This is a genomic window from Streptomyces sp. NPDC085866, from assembly GCF_044541035.1.
In the GTDB taxonomy this organism is placed as follows: Bacteria; Actinomycetota; Actinomycetes; order Streptomycetales; family Streptomycetaceae; genus Streptomyces.
The window spans coordinates 73057-92739 of the sequence record NZ_JBITSQ010000015.1 but is presented as its reverse complement, the minus strand read 5'-3'; the positions used below and the strand labels follow the sequence as shown (position 1 = coordinate 92739).

14 protein-coding genes are annotated in these 19683 nt (G+C 71.5%); 2 read left to right on the top strand and 12 right to left on the bottom strand.

The window, feature by feature from the left end:
- Nucleotides 1-41 precede the first annotated feature (41 nt).
- From serA to ACIF83_RS33420, 6 genes are all read right to left on the bottom strand, one after another.
- Nucleotides 42-1631: a phosphoglycerate dehydrogenase gene (gene serA / locus ACIF83_RS33445; RefSeq protein WP_393480569.1), complete on the bottom strand. Its 1590-nt coding sequence runs from the start codon at nt 1629-1631 to the stop codon at nt 42-44.
- Nucleotides 1632-1861: 230 nt separating this feature from the next.
- The gene (gene ilvC / locus ACIF83_RS33440) at nt 1862-2860 is read right to left on the bottom strand and encodes a ketol-acid reductoisomerase (protein WP_393480571.1); all 999 of its coding nucleotides are present in this window, start codon (nt 2858-2860) and stop codon (nt 1862-1864) included.
- A gap of 120 nt (nt 2861-2980) precedes the next feature.
- Complete coding sequence (ilvN, locus tag ACIF83_RS33435; protein ID WP_393480575.1) at nt 2981-3505, bottom strand: acetolactate synthase small subunit; 525 nt, start codon at nt 3503-3505, stop codon at nt 2981-2983.
- Between the two features lie 22 nt (nt 3506-3527).
- Entirely contained in the window at nt 3528-5381 is a 1854-nt protein-coding gene (locus ACIF83_RS33430) for an acetolactate synthase large subunit (RefSeq protein WP_393480577.1), read from the bottom strand.
- Nucleotides 5382-5726: 345 nt separating this feature from the next.
- Complete coding sequence (locus ACIF83_RS33425; RefSeq protein WP_399732520.1) at nt 5727-8828, bottom strand: putative bifunctional diguanylate cyclase/phosphodiesterase; 3102 nt, start codon at nt 8826-8828, stop codon at nt 5727-5729.
- Nucleotides 8829-9200: 372 nt separating this feature from the next.
- Nucleotides 9201-10154 (bottom strand): 2-hydroxyacid dehydrogenase, encoded by a 954-nt coding sequence (locus ACIF83_RS33420; protein WP_393480582.1) that lies wholly within the window; start codon nt 10152-10154, stop codon nt 9201-9203.
- A 74-nt stretch (nt 10155-10228) separates the two neighbouring features.
- Here ACIF83_RS33420 and ACIF83_RS33415 point away from each other — a divergent pair, with 74 nt between their 5' ends.
- Both ACIF83_RS33415 and ACIF83_RS33410 read left to right on the top strand, forming a co-directional pair.
- Complete coding sequence (locus ACIF83_RS33415) at nt 10229-11227, top strand: aldo/keto reductase (RefSeq protein WP_393480585.1); 999 nt, start codon at nt 10229-10231, stop codon at nt 11225-11227.
- A 68-nt stretch (nt 11228-11295) separates the two neighbouring features.
- A complete protein-coding gene (locus ACIF83_RS33410) occupies nt 11296-12456 on the top strand; it encodes a PQQ-dependent sugar dehydrogenase (RefSeq protein WP_393480587.1) in 1161 nt (386 codons plus the stop codon).
- Between the two features lie 20 nt (nt 12457-12476).
- Here ACIF83_RS33410 and ACIF83_RS33405 read toward each other — a convergent pair whose 3' ends face one another.
- From ACIF83_RS33405 to ACIF83_RS33380, 6 genes are all read right to left on the bottom strand, one after another.
- On the bottom strand, nt 12477-12674 hold the full coding sequence (locus ACIF83_RS33405; RefSeq protein WP_393480590.1) for a DUF6191 domain-containing protein: 198 nt from the start codon (nt 12672-12674) through the stop codon (nt 12477-12479).
- 37 nt (nt 12675-12711) lie between these two features.
- Complete coding sequence (locus tag ACIF83_RS33400) at nt 12712-15750, bottom strand: AAA family ATPase (protein WP_399732515.1); 3039 nt, start codon at nt 15748-15750, stop codon at nt 12712-12714.
- A gap of 116 nt (nt 15751-15866) precedes the next feature.
- The gene (locus ACIF83_RS33395) at nt 15867-16058 is read right to left on the bottom strand and encodes a hypothetical protein (RefSeq protein ID WP_393480595.1); all 192 of its coding nucleotides are present in this window, start codon (nt 16056-16058) and stop codon (nt 15867-15869) included.
- Between the two features lie 197 nt (nt 16059-16255).
- Entirely contained in the window at nt 16256-16837 is a 582-nt protein-coding gene (locus ACIF83_RS33390) for a hypothetical protein (RefSeq protein WP_399732512.1), read from the bottom strand.
- A gap of 35 nt (nt 16838-16872) precedes the next feature.
- Entirely contained in the window at nt 16873-17448 is a 576-nt protein-coding gene (locus tag ACIF83_RS33385) for a GNAT family N-acetyltransferase (RefSeq protein WP_393480599.1), read from the bottom strand.
- Nucleotides 17426-19657: an MMPL family transporter gene (locus ACIF83_RS33380; RefSeq protein WP_399732509.1), complete on the bottom strand. Its 2232-nt coding sequence runs from the start codon at nt 19655-19657 to the stop codon at nt 17426-17428. Before ACIF83_RS33380 ends, ACIF83_RS33385 begins: the two co-directional genes overlap by 23 nt.
- Between the last annotated feature and the right edge of the window lie 26 nt (nt 19658-19683).

Genomic DNA, 19683 nt, shown 5'->3' with positions numbered 1-19683 from the left:
GAGAACTCCTCAGCCCGCCCGGCGCTTTGCTCAACGGCGACTCAGACCAGGTTCACCGAGCGGGCCGACGTCGCCCCGATCTCCGACGCGACCTCGGCCAGAACCGCGGAGCCCACCGTGTCGTCCACGGTCAGGACGGCCAGCGCCTCTCCGCCGACCGCCGCGCGGGCGACCTGCATGCCGGCGATGTTGATGCCCGCCTCGCCGAGGATGCGGCCGACGGTGCCGACGACACCCGGGCGGTCCTCGTAGCGCAGGACGACCATGTGGTCGGCGAGGGCGAGGTCGACGTCGAAGTCGCCGACCGCGACGATCTTCTGCAGGTGCTTCGGGCCGGCCAGCGTGCCGGAGACCGACACCTCCTCGCCGCTGCCGAGCGTGCCGCGCACGGTCACCACGTTGCGGTGGTCGGCGGACTCGGAGCTGGTGGTCAGCCGCACCTCGACGCCACGCTCCTGCGCGAACAGCGGCGCGTTGACGTACGACACCGTCTCGTCGACGACGTCCTCGAAGACACCCTTGAGCGCGGACAGCTCCAGCACCTTCACGTCGTGCTGGGTGATCTCGCCGTAGACCTCGACGTCCAGCCGGACCGCGACCTCCCCCGCGAGCGCGGTGAAGATGCGGCCGAGGCGCTCGGCGAGCGGCAGACCCGGCTTGACGTCCTCGGCGATGACACCGCCCTGGACGTTCACCGCGTCCGGCACCAGCTCACCGGCGAGCGCGAGGCGCACCGACTTGGCGACGGCGATACCGGCCTTCTCCTGGGCCTCGTCGGTCGAGGCGCCGAGGTGCGGGGTCGCCACGACCTGGTCGAACTCGAACAGCGGGGAGTCCGTGCACGGCTCCTTGGCGTACACGTCCAGACCCGCGCCCGCGACGCGGCCCTCCTTGAGCGCCGAGTACAGCGCCTCCTCGTCGACGATGCCGCCGCGGGCCGCGTTGACGATGCGCACGCTCGGCTTGACCTTGCGCAGCGCCTCGTCGCCGATCAGGCCGAGGGTCTCGGGGGTCTTGGGCAGGTGGACGGTGATGAAGTCGGAGACCTCGAGCAGCTCGTCCAGGGACAGCACCTTGACGCCCATCTGCGCGGCCCGCGCGGGCTGCACGTAGGGGTCGTAGGCGACGACCTTCATGCCGAAGGCGGACATGCGCTGCGCGACGAGGGCACCGATGCGGCCCAGGCCCACGACACCCAGCGTCTTCTCGGCCAGCTCGACACCCGTGTACTTGCTGCGCTTCCACTCGCCGTTCTTCAGCGCGGCGTTCGCCTGCGGGATGTTGCGCGCGGTGGCGACGAGCAGACCGCAGGCCAGCTCGGCGGCCGTGACGATGTTGGAGGTCGGGGCGTTGACGACCATCACGCCGGCCTTGGTGGCGGCGGAGACGTCGACGTTGTCCAGGCCGACGCCGGCTCGCGCGACGACCTTGAGCTTCTTCGCGGCGGCGATGGCCTCCGCGTCGACCTTGGTGGCGGAACGGACCAGGATCGCGTCGACGTCGGCGATGGCGGGGAGCAGCTCGGCTCGGTCGGCGCCGTTGCAGTGCCGGATCTCGAAGTCGGGGCCGAGCGCGTCGACGGTCGCGGGCGACAGCTCTTCAGCGATGAGTACGACGGGTTTCGAGCTCACGTGAGTCCTCACAAGTCCAATGCGGACGGCCGTCCCGACGGCCGCTGGCGGTGGAGGGGGGCTAGCCGCGGAAGACGCACGACGCTGTGGGCCTGACGCGTATGTTGTGCAGCAGTGTAGTGGCGTGTCGGAGGGCGTCTTGCGCCTCTGCGGAAGGATCACCCGTCCGTGGCTGGACGGGATGGACAAAGGGGGCCGGAGCAGTCTGCCCCGACCCCCTGACGTGGGGCTTACGCCTCCTCGTTCACCCAGCTCATCAGCTTGCGCAGCTGCTTGCCGGTGGTCTCCAGCAGGTGCTCGGAGTCCTGCTGCTTGTACTCGTTGTACTTCTTCAGACCGCCGTGGTACTCGTCCATCCAGGTCTGGGCGAAGGTGCCGTCCTGGATCTCCGCGAGAACCTGCTTCATCTCGGCCTTGGTGGCGTCGGTGATGATGCGCGGGCCGGTGACGTAGTCGCCCCACTCGGCGGTCTCGGAGACGGACCAGCGCATCTTCTCCAGGCCGCCCTCGTACATGAGGTCGACGATCAGCTTCAGCTCGTGGAGGCACTCGAAGTAGGCGATCTCCGGCTGGTAGCCCGCCTCGACCAGGGTCTCGAAGCCGGCCTTGACCAGGGCGGAGGTGCCGCCGCACAGCACGGCCTGCTCGCCGAACAGGTCGGTCTCGGTCTCCTCGGTGAAGGTCGTCTTGATGACACCGGCACGGGTGCCGCCGATGGCCTTGGCGTACGACAGGGCCAGCGGGAAGGCGTTGCCCGTGGCGTCCTGCTCGACGGCGGCGATCGCCGGAACGCCGCGGCCCTCCTCGTACTGGCGGCGGACCAGGTGGCCCGGGCCCTTCGGGGCGACCAGGGCGACGTCGACGCCGGCCGGGGGCTTGATGAAGCCGAAGCGGATGTTGAAGCCGTGGGCGAAGAACAGCGCGTCGCCGTCCTTCAGGTTCGGGGCGATGGACTCCTCGTAGACCTGGGCCTGGATCGGGTCCGGGATGAGGATCATGATGACGTCGGCCTCGGCGGCGGCCTCGGCCGGGCTCACCACGCGCAGGCCCTGCTCCTCGGCCTTGGCCTTGGACTTGGAGCCCTCGTGCAGACCGACACGGACGTCGACACCGGAGTCACGCAGCGACAGGGCGTGCGCGTGGCCCTGGCTGCCGTAGCCGATGACCGCGACCTTGCGGCCCTGGATGATGGACAGGTCGGCGTCAGCGTCGTAGAACAGCTCGGCCACTTTGGGTTCTCTCCTTGGTGTGCAGGTTGTGCGTCCCACCGTATGCCGGTGAGCGGACGGAAAGTCTCAGGGTCTCGGCATACGGGCGACCGGCGATGTACCGACCGCCCGTATTCAGCCTTACGCGGATCGGTCGAGGGCGCGCAGCGAGCGGTCCGTGATCGAACGGGCTCCGCGGCCGATCGCGATCGTGCCGGACTGCACCAGCTCCTTGATGCCGAAGGGCTCGAGCATCTTGAGCATGGCGGACAGCTTGTCGCTGGATCCGGTGGCCTCGATGGTGACGGCCTCCGGGGAGACGTCGACGGTCTTGGCGCGGAACAGCTGGACGATCTCCACGATCTGGGAGCGGGTCTCGTTGTCGGCGCGCACCTTCACCAGAACGAGTTCGCGCTGAACGGCCTGACCGGGCTCCAGCTCGACGATCTTCAGCACGTTGACGAGCTTGTTGAGCTGCTTGGTGACCTGCTCCAGCGGCAGGTCCTCGACGTTCACCACGATGGTGATGCGGGAGATGTCGGGGTGCTCGGTGACGCCGACCGCGAGCGAGTCGATGTTGAAGCCGCGGCGGGAGAACAGGGCGGCGATCCGGGCGAGGATGCCCGGCGTGTTCTCCACCAGGACGGAGAGCGTGTGCTTGGACATGGTCTTTTTACGTCTCTCTCGCTCAGTCGTCTTCGTTGTCGCCGAAGTCGGGGCGGACGTCCCGGGCGGCCATGATCTCGTCGTTGGAGGTGCCGGCGGCGACCATCGGCCACACCATCGCGTCCTCGTGGACGATGAAGTCGACGACGACCGGACGGTCGTTGATGGAGTTCGCCTCTTCGATGACCTTGTCCAGGTCCTCGGGGCGCTCGCAGCGGATCGCGTAACACCCCATGGCCTCCGACAGCTTCACGAAGTCGGGGACGCGGGTGCCGGCGCTGGGCTCCTTGCCGGTCGCCTCCGGGCCGGAGTGCAGCACGGTGTTGGAGTAGCGCTGGTTGTAGAAGAGGGTCTGCCACTGGCGGACCATCCCGAGGGCGCCGTTGTTGATGATGGCGACCTTGATCGGGATGTTGTTCAGGGCGCAGGTGGTCAGCTCCTGATTGGTCATCTGGAAGCAGCCGTCGCCGTCGATCGCCCAGACCGCACGGTCCGGCCGGCCGGCCTTGGCGCCCATGGCGGCCGGGACCGCGTAGCCCATCGTGCCCGCGCCACCGGAGTTCAGCCAGGTGGCGGGCTTCTCGTACTGGATGAAGTGCGCGGACCACATCTGGTGCTGACCGACGCCCGCGGCGAAGATCGTGCCCTCCGGGGCGAGCTGCCCGATGCGCTCGATGACCTGCTGCGGGGCCAGGGAGCCGTCCTCGGGCTGGTCGTAGCCGAGCGGGTAGGTCTCGCGCCAGCGGTTGAGGTCGCTCCACCAGGCGGTGTAGTCGCCCTTGTGGCCCTCGCTGTGCTCCTTCTGCACGGCCTGGACCAGGTCGGCGATGACCTCGCGGGCGTCACCGACGATCGGCACGTCGGCGGCGCGGTTCTTGCCGATCTCGGCCGGGTCGATGTCGGCGTGGACGATCTTGGCGTAGGGGGCGAAGCTGTCCAGCTTGCCGGTGACGCGGTCGTCGAAACGGGCTCCGAGGGCGACGATCAGGTCGGCCTTCTGCAGCGCGGTGACGGCGGTGACCGCACCGTGCATGCCCGGCATTCCCACGTGCAGCGGGTGGCTGTCGGGGAACGCGCCGAGCGCCATCAGGGTGGTGGTGACGGGCGCTCCGGTGAGTTCGGCGAGGACCTTCAGCTCGGCGGTGGCCTGCGCCTTGATGACGCCGCCGCCGACATAGAGGACGGGCCGCTTGGCGGAGGTGATCAGCTTGGCCGCCTCGCGGATCTGCTTGGCGTGCGGCTTGGTCACCGGACGGTAGCCGGGCAGGTCCATGGTGGGCGGCCAGGAGAAGATGGTCTTCGCCTGGAGGGCGTCCTTGGCGATGTCGACCAGGACCGGGCCCGGGCGGCCGGTGGAGGCGATGTGGAACGCCTGCGCGATGACCCGCGGGATGTCCTCGGCCTTGGTGACGAGGAAGTTGTGCTTGGTGATCGGCATGGTGATGCCGACGATGTCCGCCTCCTGGAAGGCGTCCGTGCCGATCGACTTCGAGGCGACCTGGCCGGTGATCGCGACCAGCGGCACCGAGTCCATGTGCGCGTCGGCGATCGGCGTGACCAGGTTGGTGGCGCCGGGGCCGCTCGTCGCCATGCAGACGCCGACCTTGCCGGTGGCCTGCGCGTAGCCGGTGGCCGCGTGGCCGGCGCCCTGCTCGTGACGGACCAGGACGTGGCGCACCCGGGTGGAGTCCATCAGCGGGTCGTACGCCGGCAGGATCGCACCGCCGGGAATGCCGAATACCGTCTCAGCGCCGACCTCCTCGAGGGAGCGGATGAGGGACTGCGCGCCCGTGACGTGCTCGGGGGCGGACTGCTGTCCTCCGGATCGGGGCCGCGGCTGCGGATGGGCCCCGGTGGCCTGCTCGGTCATCGGCATTCTCTTCTCGATGCTGAGGGTTTTTGCGAGGTTTGTACGGTGTACGACTGCGGTACGACAGGTGCCTGTGCAACAAAAAACCCCTCGTGCCGTAGGGCAAGCGAGGGGAGCGCGCCGGTGTGGTCGCTGGGGATTCCGGATCGTCCTCCGGTCGTTCCCAGCTCAGCCGACGCGCTGTCCAAGTACGAGAATTCGGGTGCGCATGGCACTGACCCTCCCCCCGACGCGCACCACGTGTCAAGTTGGTGGGACGGGAGTCTCATTATGTGAGCGAAGGGCACTGCCACCTCCGAAGACGGCGGACACACCTCCGGTGTACACCCCCGCGGCCCTTTCCACAGCTCTTCACCTCCGGGGCGCCACAGTCGGTGTCGAGGCCACGACCGTGCTCAGCCCTTCGGGCCTCCGCGCTCCCCCACTCTCGGCTTCTCCCCCACTCTCGGCTTCGCTCGAGCGGGGGGACCCCCATGAGCGGGGGGACCCCCATGCGCCCTCGACACCGACGCGCCCCTGCGGCTCTCTCGCGCCGCCCGCGAACGCCGGCTCGGCCGGGGCGTGCGGCACGGGATAATGACCTGATCCGAGCGCCCGGCGCAGCCGGTACTCGTCCAGCGGCCCCGCGAAGGCCATGCCCTGTCCGTGGGTGCAGCCCATCGCGCGCAGCGCGACCACCTGTTCCGGCAGGTCGACGCCTTCGGCGACGGACTGCAGTCCGAGATCGCCGGCGATGCGCAGCAGCCCGCTGGTGATCTTGTGCAGCCGTGCGGACTCCACGACTCCGTCGACCAGGCTGCGGTCGAGCTTGAGGATGTCGACGGGGAGCCTCCTGAGGGCCGTGATCGCCGCGTAACCGCTGCCGAAGCCGTCGAGCGCGATCCGTACCCCGAGCCGGCTGAGCGCGGCCAGGCGCCGCTCCAGCTCGTCCAGCGAGGTTCTGGGGTCGGTGTCGGACAGCTCGACGACCAGCGCGCCGGGCGGCAGCCCGTGCCGGGTCAGCAGCGCCTCCAGCGAGCCGAGCGGCGTCGAGCGGTCCAGCAGCCGCCGGGCGCTCGTGCGGACGGCCACCGGCACCACGCTCCCGGTGGCGGCCCGTTCGGCCGCCTGCTCCACGGCCTCCTCGAGGATCCAGCGGTCCAGCTCGGCGGTCTTGTCGCCGTCCTCGGCCACCCGCAGGAACTCGGCAGGGGTGAACAGCACCCCTTGGGAGGAGCGCCAGCGCGCCTGCGCGGAGACCGATGTGATCCGGCCGTTCTCCAGACAGACCACCGGCTGGTGCAGCAGTGCGAACTCGCCGTCGTGCAGCGCGGCGCGCAGCCGGGTGGCCAGCTCCGCCTTGCGTACGACGTCCTGCTGCATCTGCGGTTTGTACAGCTCGACGCGGCCCTTTCCGGCCGACTTCGCGCGGTACATCGCGAGGTCGGCGTTGCGCAGCAGCTCGCCCGCGCCGAGGCCGGGTTCGGCGAAGGCGACCCCGATGGAGGCGTTGACACGGACATCGTTGCCGTCGATCGCGTACGGCTGGGAGAGGGTCACCCTGAGGCGGTCGGCGAGCTCCAGGATGTTCCGCTCCCGGGCGGCACGGTCACGCGTGCCGTCCCCGACGATCAGGGCCGCGAACTCGTCGCCGCCCAACCGGGACGCGGTGTCCCCGTGCCGGACCGCGTCCTGGAGTCTGCGGGCGGCCTGGACGAGCAGCTCGTCCCCCGCCTGGTGCCCGATCGTGTCGTTGACGGCCTTGAAGCCGTCCAGGTCGATGAAGAGCACGGCCGTGCCGCGCAGGGCGGCACCCCGGTCGGTGGCCCGGCGGCCGGACAGGGCCTGCTGGACACGCTGGGTGAACAGCGCGCGGTTGGGCAGGTCGGTGAGCGGGTCGTGCTCGGCGTTGTGCTGCAACTGCGCCTGCAGCCGTACGCGTTCGGTCACGTCCCGGCTGTTGAAGATCAGGCCGCCGTGATGCCGGTTGACGGTCGACTCGACGTTGAGCCAGCCGCCCTCGCCCGAGCGGAAGCGGCACTCGATGCGCGTGGTGGGTTCCTCCGGCGGGCTGGCGGCGAGGAAGCGGCGCACCTCGTGCACCACGCAGCCCAGGTCCTCCGGGTGGATCAGGGCCGCCAGTTCGGTGCCCACCAGATCCTCGGCGGGCCGTCCGTAGACCCCGGCGGCGGCCGGGGAGACGTACCGGAGGATGCCGTTGGGCGCGGCGATCATGATGACGTCGCTTGAGCCCTGCACCAGGGAGCGGAAGTGGTTCTCCTTCTGCGCCAGTTCCTGGGTGAGGGTGATGTTGTCCAGCAGCATGATGCCCTGGCGCATGACGAGCGCCAGTACGACGCCGCCCGCGGTGATCAGCACGACGTGGTCGGGCCGACGGCCGTTGAGCACGTTGTACAGGATGCCCAGGGTGCACACGGCGGCGGCCAGGTACGGGGTGAGCGCGGCGAGGGAGCCGGTGAGCGGACGGCCGGCCGGGTACCGGGTGTGGTCGCCGCCCGGCGCGGGCACGTGGGGGTGGCCGGTGCTGCGCTGGCCGGGCACGTGCTCGTGGACCACGCGCGTGTGCCCGTCCGGTACGTGCCGTTCGCCGTCCCGCGCTCCGGGGCGCCGGGGGGCGGCCCAGGGGGCGTAGGCGAGCAGCAGGGAACCGGCGAACCAGCCCGCGTCCAGCAGCTGTCCGGAGTGGTAGCTGCTGTGCAGCAGCGGCGAGGTGAACAGCGCGTCGCACATCACGGTCAGGGCGAGCGCGCCGATCGCCGTGTTCACCGCCGTGCGATTGCCGGGGGTGCGGCGGAAGTGGAGCGCGAGCACCATGCTGACGAGCGCGATGTCGAGCAGCGGGTACGCCAGGGACAGCGCGGTGTGCGCGACGCTGGGCCCGTCGAACCGGGCCGCCTGGGCGAGCGCGAGGCTCCACGACAGAGTGAGCAGGGAGCCGCCGATCAGCCAGGCGTCCAGCGCCAGACAGATCCAGCCCGCCCGCGTCACCGGCCGTTTGGCGAGGACCAGCAGGCCCACGATGGCGGGCGGCGCGAAGCACAGGAAGAACAGGTCGGCGTAGCTGGGGCTGGGCACGGGTCGTCCGAGGACCACCTCGTACCACCCCCAGACCGCGTTGCCCAGGGCCGCCATCGCCGAGGAGAGCGCGAACAGCAGCCAGGCCGAACGGAAGCGGACCCGCGGGCTGCGTGCGTAGAAGAAACAGGAAACTGCGGCGGTGCCCGCCGCTGCGGTCAGCCCGAAGTCGCCCATGATCAGCGCGAGCCGGCCCGAACCCCAGTCGAACAGGGAGCCGATGACATAGGCGCCGCAGACCAGGGCGAGGACGAGCTGATGGGCCAGCCGCCTCCCGTCGCCGGCGGCCGGCGGACGAGGCGGCAGCGGGGCCCCCGGCGGGTGCGGTGTGCGCAGCACGCCGTCGAGGGTGGTCGGCACGGAAGGCGGCGCATTCACCGGGGCCTCCCGCTCCGCGCCGCTCCCGGGTCCCGTGGGTCCCGGTGCGCATTCCTCCTGCGGCCGCCCGGCCTGCGGTGGTGGCTGGGATGGCTCGTGTGGTGGCCGCGTCTGCCCGCCGCCGTGCGCCAGGGTCGCCGTCGGCGGCTCCGCCGCGTCGGATCGTTCGTCCATAGGCCGTGCATCGCCCGTCGCCCCCCTCACAAATCTGAAATGTCCATCCCCGGCGCCGAACGTCACCGGCGCAGCCCCTGTCGGGACGATACACCAGTATCGTCACTCAGGGACATAGCTTCTCTACGCTCCGTGACGATCAACGGACATGTGGGCACCGCCCGCATTCGGAGGATTGCGGAGGGTACCGGAAGCGGATTACGCCCTTGTTGTGAGGATCACGTTCCGCAGGGGCTCCTGGTTCACGAAGCGGTTCAACTGGTCCACGAGCAGCCGCTTGGCGCGCGGCAGGAAGGCCGACGTGGGCCCGCCCACATGCGGGCTGATGAGCACGCCGGGCGCCTGCCACAAGGGGTGTCCGGGCGGCAGCGGCTCGGGATCGGTCACGTCGAGGGCCGCCGTGATGCGCCCGTTCTCCAGCTCCGCGAGCAGCGCCTTGGTGTCGACGACGGCTCCCCGGGCGACGTTGACGAGCAGCGCCCCGTCCTTCATCCGGCCCAGGAATTCCGCGTCCACCAACCCCTGGGTTTCCTCCGTCAAGGGCGTGCAGAGGATCACGACATCGGCTTCCGGAAGCAGTGAGGGCAATTCGGTGAGCGGGTGCACCAGACCGCGCGCCGTGGTGCGCCTGGAGCGCGCGACGCGCGCCACCCGCGCTACTTCAAAAGGCACGAGCCGGTCTTCGACGGCCGAGCCGATGGCGCCGTAACCGACGATGAGGACGCTCTTGTCGGCGAGGGCGGGGTGGAACGCGCTCTGCCAGCGCTCCTCCTGCTGCGCCCGGACGAACTGGGGGATGCCGCGCAGGGAGGCCAGGGTCAGGGTCAGCGCGAGTTCGGCCGTGCTCGCCTCGTGCACACCGCGCGCGTTGCACAGCTGCACCCCGGGCACGATCGCCGACAGCCTGGCGGTGACGTCGTCCACGCCCGCGGTGAGCGTCTGGATGACCTGAACGTTGGTCAGATGCTCCAGGGGGCGCACCTTGACCGGCCACCGCTTCATGTACGGCACCACGTACACGACACAGTCCGCCGGGTCGCCCGGAAACGCCTGGTCGCCGTTCTCGCCCCCGTCCCAGAACAGGTACCGGAGCCCCTCGGGAAGCCCCTCGATCTCGTCCGGCGGGATGGGAAGCCACACGTCTGCACTCATGCCAGGAGGCTATGTCAGTCGTACAGGTGTGCAGAGGTTAGGTTGGGGGCCGGCAGAGGGAGGTTCACGGGCAGGTGGAGCGCAGGACGATCGGCGCGGGGGCGCTCGCGGTGGGGGCCGTCGGACTCGGGTGCATGCCGATGAGCTGGGCGTACAGCGGATCCCGGCAGCGGGGCGACGCATCGCTCAGAACCGTGCATCGGGCTCTGGATCTGGGCTCGACCCTCCTGGACACGGCGGACATGTACGGCCCGTTCACCAATGAGCTGCTGCTGGGGCGGGTGCTGAAGGAGCGGCGCCAGGACGCCTTCGTGTCGACGAAGGTGGGGCTGCTCGTGGGCGAGCAGCACATCGTGGCCAACGGCCGCCCGGGGTATGTGCGGCGGGCCTGCGACGCCTCGCTGCGGCGCCTGCAGACGGACGTGATCGACCTCTACCAGCTGCACCGCGCGGATCCCGAGATCCCGGTCGAGGAGACGTGGGGCGCGATGGCCGAACTGGTGCAGGCGGGGAAGGTACGGGCGCTGGGTGTGTGCGCGGTGGGTGCGCGCGGCGGGCGCCGCTCCGGGTCCCGGCTGCACGACGCGACCCTGCGCCAGCTCCAGCGGATGCAGCAGGTCTTCCCGGTGAGCGCGGTGCAGGCGGAGCTGTCGGTGTGGTCGCCGGAGGCGCTGGACGGGCTGCTGCCGTGGTGCGCGGCGCGGGGCGTGGGCTTCCTGGCGGCGATGCCCCTGGGCAACGGCTTCCTGACCGGCACGCTCACCCCGGGCGAGGGCTTCGAGCCGGACGACCTCCGCGCCCGCCACCCCCGCTTCACGGCCGAGATGATGGCGGCCAACCAGCCGATCGTCGCCGGACTGCGCCGTGTCGCCCGTCGGCACGGCGAGGGCGTCACCGCGGCCCAGGTGGCGCTGGCCTGGGTACTCGCCCAGGGGCACCAGGTGATCGCGCTGCCCGGCACCAAGCAGGAGCGCTGGGCCGAGGAGAACGCGGCGGCGGCCGCGCTGCGGCTGAGCGCGGAGGACCTGGCGGAGGTGTCCCGGCTGCCGGCCGCACAGGGATCCTGGGACTGAGGGCCCGGGCGGGGCGAGCAGTGGTGAGATGGGAGAAGCTGCCGCTGGATCACCGCCCCGAAGGGACCATGATCGTGCAACGTCGAGTTGTGACGGCCGTGTTGGCCGCGACCGCGCTCCTGCTCACGGCGGGCTGCTCCTCCGACGGCGGTGGCTCGCCGAACGGCAGCGGGAGCGCGACGTCACCGGGCGCCGCCGCGTCCTCCGCCCGGGCCACGGAGCCGGCCGCTGCGGCCAAGGGCTCGGTGAGGGTGCTGCGCACGGTGGCCGAGGGCCTGAAGACGCCGTGGGGCCTGGCCCCGCTGCCCGACGGAGGGCTGCTGGTCTCCTCCCGTGACGAGGGCACGATCACCCGGATCGACGAGAAGACGGGCCGGAAGACCGAGCTGGGCAAGGTCTCCGGGGTCTCCCCGGCCGGCGAGGGCGGTCTGCTGGGCATCGCCCTGTCGCCCGACTACGCCTCGGACCACATGATCTACGCCTACTTCACCTCGGCCTCGGACAACCGCATCGTCCGGATGCTGTACGACGAGCAGAAGCCGGCCGGCGAGCAACTGGGCGCCCCCGACACGGTCTTCAAGGGCATCCCCAAGGGAGTCATCCACAACGGCGGCAGGATCGCCTTCGGCCCCGACGGGATGCTCTACGCGGGCACCGGCGAGAGCGGCAACCGGGGCCTGGCGCAGGACAAGAAGTCCCTGGGTGGCAAGATCCTGCGGCTGACCCCCGAGGGCGAGCCTGCCCCGGGCAACCCGTTCCCCGGCTCCCCCGTGTACTCGTACGGCCACCGGAACGTCCAGGGCCTGGCCTGGGACTCCAGGCAGCGCCTGTTCGCCTCGGAGTTCGGTCAGGACACCTGGGACGAGCTGAACGCGATCAAGCCGGGCGACAACTACGGCTGGCCGGAGGCGGAGGGCAGGTCCTCGCAGGCCGGCTTCCACAACCCGATCGCCCAGTGGCACACCGACGACGCCTCCCCCAGCGGGATCGCCTACGTGAACGGCGTCATCTGGATGGCCGGCCTCAAGGGTCAGCGCCTGTGGCGCATCCCCCTGCGGGGCACCGAGGCCGCGGCGGCTCCCCAGGCCTTCCTCACCGGCGAGTACGGCCGTCTGCGCACGGTGGTCGCGGCGGGTGGCGACAAGGTGTGGCTGGTCACCAGCAACACGGACGGCCGGGGGACGCCGAAGAAGAGCGACGACCGGGTGCTCGAGGTGCAGGTGAAGTAGCCTCCCGGCTCATCCGTGGCTCACTCGTCGCCCTCCGACTCCGCTTCTGTGGAGGGCGGCTCGGGCCGGCGGACGACGACCTTTCCCGAGGCGAGGTCTATGGGTCCCCGGCTCGGGTCGTTGTCCCCGACGTCCTCCCGGGTCAGCTCCAGGCGCTTCTCTTCGTCATGGGTGTGCTTGCGACCGGGTGCGAACAATTCCTCGAAAGCGTTGAACACGGCCTCTCCCCCTTGCCGGTTTCCTCCAGCGTACGGGTCAGCCCGGCGCTTCGGCGGTGAGCGGTTCGGCCGGGAACAGCCCCAGCCGGTGCGCCACGGCCGCCGCCTCGCCCCGGCCCGCGACGCCGAGCTTGGACAGGATGTTGGAGACGTGGACGCTCGCGGTCTTCGGGGAGATGAAGAGTTCCTCGGCTATCTGGCGGTTGGTGCGGCCGGCCGAGACCAGGCGGAGGACGTCCCGCTCGCGGCTGGTGAGGCCGAGGTTCTCGGCGGGGTCGAGGGCCTTGCGGGGCGTGTGGGTGAGGGTGAGGCGGGCGCGCTGGGCGAGGCGGCCGACGGCGTCGGCGAGCGGGCGGGCGCCGAGGTGGTCGGCCACGGCCCCGGCCAGACGGAGCAGTTCCGTGGCGCGGTCGCGTTCGTCGTCCCCGGCGGCCTCTTCGAGCAGGGCCTGGGCGAGTCGGCGGCGGACGCGGGCCAGGTCGTAGGGGCGGTCCAGGCACTCGAAGTCGGTGACCACGTCCGACCAGACCGCCGCGGTGTCGGTGCCACGGGCGCGGTGCAGTTCGGCGCGGGTCCAGCGCTCGTAGGCGTCCCAGACGGGTGCTCCGGTGGCGAGCTTCCGTGCGGCTTCGGCGAGCTTGTCGAGGACGTCGGCGCGGCCGTCGGCCGCCGCGGGCAGGGCGCGGGCGTCGGCCTCGGCGGTGGCGGCGGCCAGCAGCAGGGGCCAGCCGTAGCGCTGGGTGCCCGGCGGGAAGCCCGCCGCCAGGGCGCGGTTCAGCTCGACGCGGGCGTCGAGGAGTCGGCCCTCCTCGGCGGCAACGCCGACGGTGATGCGGCCCACGGGCAGCAGCACCTGGGGCATCGGATCGTGGGAACCGTAGTGGGTGAGCGCGATGGACAGTTGGCGGCCGGCCTCGGCGGCGTCGCCCCGGGCAAGGGCGATGTGGGCGAGGCGCAGGGCGCCGGCTCCCCGAGGTTTGGCGCTGGCTGCGGAACCGAGGGCGCCCGCGGCGGCTTCGGCGGCCTCGTCCCACTTGCCCAGCGCGTACAGCGAGTCGGAAAGGTTGCCCCAGATCCAGGCCTCGGAGTCCAGCAGGCCGAACCTGCGGGCGAAGACGAGACCCTCGCGCAGGATCGGCACGGCTTCCCGGGAGCGGCCGACCGAATCCAGCTCGGAAGGCAGGTTCACATACGCCCGGCCCACGACATGAGCCACGCCCTCCTGGAGCGCCGCCTGCTTGACCCGGGCCATCTCCGCCAGCCCGGTCTCGACGTCACCCGAGTCGACCATGAGGGCGCCGAGGGTCAGCTGCGCGTTGAGCTCGATATCACGGGCGTCCACCATCCGCGCGTACTCCACGGCCCGTTCGGCGGCGGCGAAGGCTTCGGAGCCGGGCTGGTGGAGCATGGACCAGCCGGCCACGTTGGCCAGCACGTCGGCGTGCACCTCCGAGGGCGGCAGGCCGCGCACCAGGTCCTGGGCGTTGGCGAGTTCCTGCCAGCCGTCGCCCCGGGCCAGGGCCTGGACCAGCCGGGAGCGCTGCACCCAGAACCAGGCGGCGCGCAGTGGGTCGTGCTCGTCCTGGAGGAGCCGCAGCGCCTTCTTGGCGATCTTCAGGGCGCGTTCGCGCTCCCCGCAGAAACGGCCCGCGACCGCCGCCTCCGCCATCAGGTCGAGGTAGCGGAGTGGGGTGGTGGCCGGATCGCAGCCGCACGGAGGGTAGACATCGGTGTAGTCGACCGGGCGCAGGGCGGCGCGGACCTCTTCCGGGGCGGAGTCCCACAGCTCCATCGCCCGCTCCAGGAGCCGCAGTTGCTCGGTGTAGGCGTGCCGGCGGCGGGCCACCACGGAGGCGTCCAGGACGGCGGGCAGGGCCCGGGCGGCGTCGTGGGCGTGGTACCAGTAGCTGGCCAGGCGCATCACGCGGGCGTCGGCGGGGACGAGCGTGGGGTCGGTCTCGACGGCCTCGGCGTAGCGCCGGTTGAGCCGGGAGCGTTCCCCGGGGAGCAGGTCGTCGGCGACGGCCTCGCGGACCAGGGAGTGCCGGAAGCGGTAGCCGTCGCCGCCGGAGGTGGCGGTGAGGATGTTGGCGCCGACGGCGGCCCGCAGCGCCTCGATGAGGTCGTCCTCGACGAGCTGGGACACGGCGGCGAGCAGTCGGTACTCGACGGTGGAACCGCCCTCGGCGACGATCCGGGCGACGCCCTGGGCGCTCTCGGGCAGCGCCTCGACCCGGACCAGGAGCAGGTCGCGCAGTGAGTCCGTCAGCCCGGTGCAGCAGCCCTCGGTGGCGGCGACGGCGAGTTCCTCGACGAAGAAGGCGTTGCCGTCGGACCGCTCGAAGATCTCGTCGACCTGAGCGGGATCGGGTTCGGCGGCGCGGATTCCGGCGATCTGGCGGCCGACCTCCTCGCGGGTGAAACGGGCGAGTTCGAGGCGGCGGACGGTGCGCAGCCGGTCGAGTTCGGCGAGCAGGGGGCGCAGCGGGTGGCGGCGGTGGATGTCGTCGGCGCGGTAGGTGGCGAGGACGAGGAGGCGGCCGGTGCGCAGGGTGCGGAAGAGATAGGCGAGCAGGTGGCGGGTGGAGGCGTCGGCCCAGTGCAGGTCCTCCAGGACGAGCACGACGGTGTGCGCGGCGGCGACCCGCTCCAGCAGCCGGGCGGTGAGTTCGAACAGGCGGGCCATACCCTGCTCGTCGTGGCGGCTGGAGGTGGCCTCCCCCAGCTCGGGCAACAGCCGGGCCAGTTCCTCCTCCTGTCCGGCGCCGGCGGAGGCGAACTCCTCGGGCAGGGCCTCGCGCAGGGCGCGCAGCGCGGTGGAGAACGGGGCGAAGGGCAGCCCGTCGGCGCCGATCTCCACACAGCCGCCCACGGCGACGGCGGCGGCACGGCGGCAGGCGGCCGCGGCGAACTCCTCGACGAGGCGGGTCTTGCCGACCCCCGCCTCTCCGCCGAGCAGCAGCGCCTGCGGCTCGCCCGCGGCGGCACGGGCGAGCGCGTCGTTCAAGGTGTCCAACTCGTCGGTGCGGCCGACGAACACGGGACTCACGGACCTGGTCTCCACGGGCCCGAGCATCGCACGAGGTCCGGACGGAGGTGCACCCGTTTTCCACAGTTCCGGTGCGATGGTCGTACGAATCTGGGGCAGGGGACGGCCGACCCCCGTACGGCCGCCCTCTGCCCTGCCCGGGCTCACGCGGTGCGCGGGAGCCGGTGCCTGCGGGGGCGGTCGGTATGGGTCTCGGCACCGGCGGCGCTGTGCAGTGCGGCCGCCTCGCGGCGGGCGGTGCGACGGGAGCGCCGGACCTCGCGGGCGAGGCGCTCCTGCGCGGCCTCCTGGAGCAGCTCGGCGGAACGCACCCGGTGGAGTTCGTACTCGTACATGGCCTGTCCTTCGGGAGAGGTGGTTTCGTGCTTCGCTTTCTGCGATGCCTCCACCTTCGTCTCCCAGGGGGGTGCGCCACATCGGGAGAGTTCCGCATCTTCGCCCGCGTGGGCGCCCGTTGACGCGCGTAAGGGGCCTCAGAGACTCCGTAAGGTACCTACGGATTCCCTAAGGCCCCCCTTGGACCTGCGGTTTCTCAGCCCGTCGAGGGCAGGGCGAGCAGCGCGTCGGAGTACTTGAGGACGGCCAGGAGCAGGCCGATGGCGCCGAGCGAGACGCCCGCCCAGGCGACCGACTTGATCCAGGCGGCCTGCGGGCGGCCGGGGACGCCGAACGCGGGCCGGGCGAGCACGACCACACCGGTGATCAGGGCGGCCAGCGCGAACAGGCCGGCCCACAGGGCGGTGGTGTGCCAGGCGTCGCCGTAGACCTCCTTGACCTGCTTGGCGACGCTCGCCGTGGACGAGGTCTGGAGCTGGCCGACGAGGGTCTCGCGGGCGGCCGCGACCGTGCCGATCCAGCCCCCGCTGAGCGAGACCAGGCCCAGCGCGGCGGAGACGACGGCACCGGCGCCCAGGCCGACCCCGGAAGGAGTCTTCTCCTGAGGCGCCGCCTCGGGCTCCCCGCTCTCCCCGCTGTCTTCCTCGGGGCTCTCGTCGGTCAGCTGCTCGTCCGGTTCCGCAGCATCCGTCCCGGCCTCCGTCTCGGCAGCCGCGGCCGCCTCCTGCGGTGCCTGCTCGTCGTCGGTCTTGGTGAGGTCCTCAGTCTTCGTTGCCATGCCCGGCACCGTACGGACGCAGTCTGAGAGGTCTCTTAATGATCGTTGTGCGCGCCACGCGCGCGTGCGGCACGCCACTCGGGGGCCAGCACCGCCCAGATCTCGGTGTCCGCACGCACGCCCCGGTGCGGGTAGTTCTCCCGCAGGACGCCCTCGCGGCTCATGCCGAGGCGCCTGGCCACGTTGAGGCTGCCCTCGTTGGCGCAGGAGGCGTACCACTCCACGCGGTGCATGCCGCGCTCGTCGAACGCCCAGTCCAGCAGCACCCGCATGCCGCGCGTGACCAGGCCGCGTCCGGCCGCCGCCGGTTCCAGCCAGCAGCCGGCCTCGCAGACCCCGCTCGGGGTGTCCCAGACGCGGAACAGCAGGCCGCCGACGAGCTTTCCGTCCAGCCAGATCCCGTGCAGGCCGCCGGCGTCGGCGGCACGCTTGTCGGCGTACGACTTCACCCAGGACCTGGCACCCGCCAGGTCGGACACCGCGTCCGCCAGACCGATGTGCCGGCCGATGTACTCCCGCCCCCGGTCGATGTTGGCCAGGACCTCCTCGGCGTGCCAGACCTCCAGGGGGCGCAGTTCGGCGCCGTCCTCACCCAGGGATATCGCGTACATCGCGCTGCTGCTCCTCCCGCAGTTCCTCCATCGACACCCTGCTGAGCCTCTCATGCGCGGCGCGGCACTCGGGCGGCTCGATGCTGATGCGCGGCAGCCTGCGCTCGAGCCAGGCGGGCAGCCACCAGTTGGCGGCGCCGAGCAGGTGCATCAGGGCGGGCACGAGCAGGGTGCGCAGGACGAAGGCGTCGAGGGCCACCGCGGCGGCGAGCGCGATGCCGAACATGGCGATCACGCGGTCGCCGCTGAGCACGAAGGCGAGGAAGACCGAGATCATGATCACCGCGGCGGAATTGATCACCCTGCTGGTCTCGGCGAGGCCGACGCGCACGGCCCGCCGGTTGTCGCCGGTCTCCAGCCACTCCTCGTACATCCGGCTGACCAGGAAGACCTGGTAGTCCATGGAGAGCCCGAACAGCACCGAGACCATGATCACGGGCAGGAACGGCTCGATGGGGCCCTCCCGGCCGAGGCCGAGCAGTTCGCTGCCCCAGCCCCACTGGAAGACGGCGACGACGATGCCGAAGGCGGCGGCCACGGCGGCGATGTTCATCGCGGCGGCCTTCAGCGGGATGCCGAGCGAGCGGAAGGCGACGAGCAGCAGCAGACAGCCGAGCCCGATCACCACGCCGACGAACAGCGGCAGTTTGCCTACGATCACATCCGCGAAGTCGTCGTAGCTCGCCGTCACTCCGCCGACGTGCACGTCGAGGGAGGTTCCCGTCTCCGCGCGCGGCAGCACCTGGGTGCGCAGCCGGTCGACGAGGTCGCTGGTGCGCTGCGACTGGGGCGCGGAGTCGGGGACGACGGTGAGGTAGGCGGTGTCGCCGCCGGAGTCGTAGGTCACCGGGGTGACCGAGGCGACGCCCCGGGTGGAGCGCAGGGTCGTGTCGAGGCCGTCCAGGACGAGCTTGTCGTCGCCGCCGTCCACGCGGGTCACCAGGGTCAACGGACCGTTCACGCCGGGGCCGAAGCCCTGCGCGAGCAGGTCGTAGGCCTGCCGTGTGGTGGACGAGCGGGGGTCGTTGCCCTGGTCGGAGGTGCCGAGGCGGAGGGAGAGCGTGGGCAGCGCGAGCAGGGCGACGACGGCGACGGCGAGGGAGCCGAGCAGCTTGGGCCGGCGCTCCACGAACGCGGACCAGCGGGCGGCGAGACCGGTGGGCAGTTCGGGCTGCGGCCCGTGCTCGACGAGCCGCCGCCGCTCGCGGCGGCTGAGCGCGCGCGGTCCGATGCAGGCCAGCAGGGCGGGCAGCAGGGTGACGGAGGCCGCGACGGTGAGGACGACCGTCAACGACGCGGCGACGGCCACCCCGTTGAGGAAGCCAAGGCGCAGTATCAGCATGCCCAGCAGGGCGATGCACACGGTCGCACCCGCGAACACGACCGCGCGTCCGGTGGTGGCCACGGCGTTCGTGGCGGCCTCGGTGACGCTCAGGCCGCGTTTCAGACCGCGCCGGTGCCGGGTCACTATGAAGAGCGCGTAGTCGATGCCGACGCCGAGCCCGATCAGCAGGCCGAGCATGGGCGCGAAGTCGGCGACGGTCATGGCGTGTCCGAGCAGCCCGATGCCGGCGTACGCCGTGCCGACGCCGATCAGCGCGGTGGCGATCGGCAGCATCGAGGCGGCGAGCGAACCGAAGGCGAGGAACAGCACCACGGCCGCGACCGCCACGCCGACCACCTCGGCCGTGTGCCCGTGCGCGGACTCGGTGAGCCCGATGGCGCTGCCGCCCAGCTCCACCCGCAGCCCGTCCCGTTCGGCGGCCCTGGCCGTGCGCACGACCGCCTCTGCCTCGGACTTGTCGATGCTCTCGGCCTGCTGGGCGAAGGTGACCGTGGCGTAGGCCGTATGCCCGTCGGCGCTGATCCGGTGGGCGCCGTGACGGCCGTACGGGCCGGACACGGAGGCCACTCCCGGCAGGTCGGCGATCCGGTCCAGGGTGCGGGTCATGGTCCGCCGCACTCCGTGCCCGCGGACGGTGCCGTCGGTGGTGTGCCAGACGACGGTGTCGCTGTCGCCGCCCAGGCCCGGGAAGCCCTCTTCCAGCAGCTGCGTCGCGCGTCCCGACTCGGTGCCGGGGACCTCGTAGTCGTTCGAGTACGCCGAACCGGCCGCGGCGGCGGCCGCACTGACCCCGCCGAAGGCGAGCAGCCACAGCAGGACGGTGATCAGGCGGTGGCGGACACACCAACGTGCGAGGGCTGCCACGGACGTGCTCCCGGGGACGATTTGTG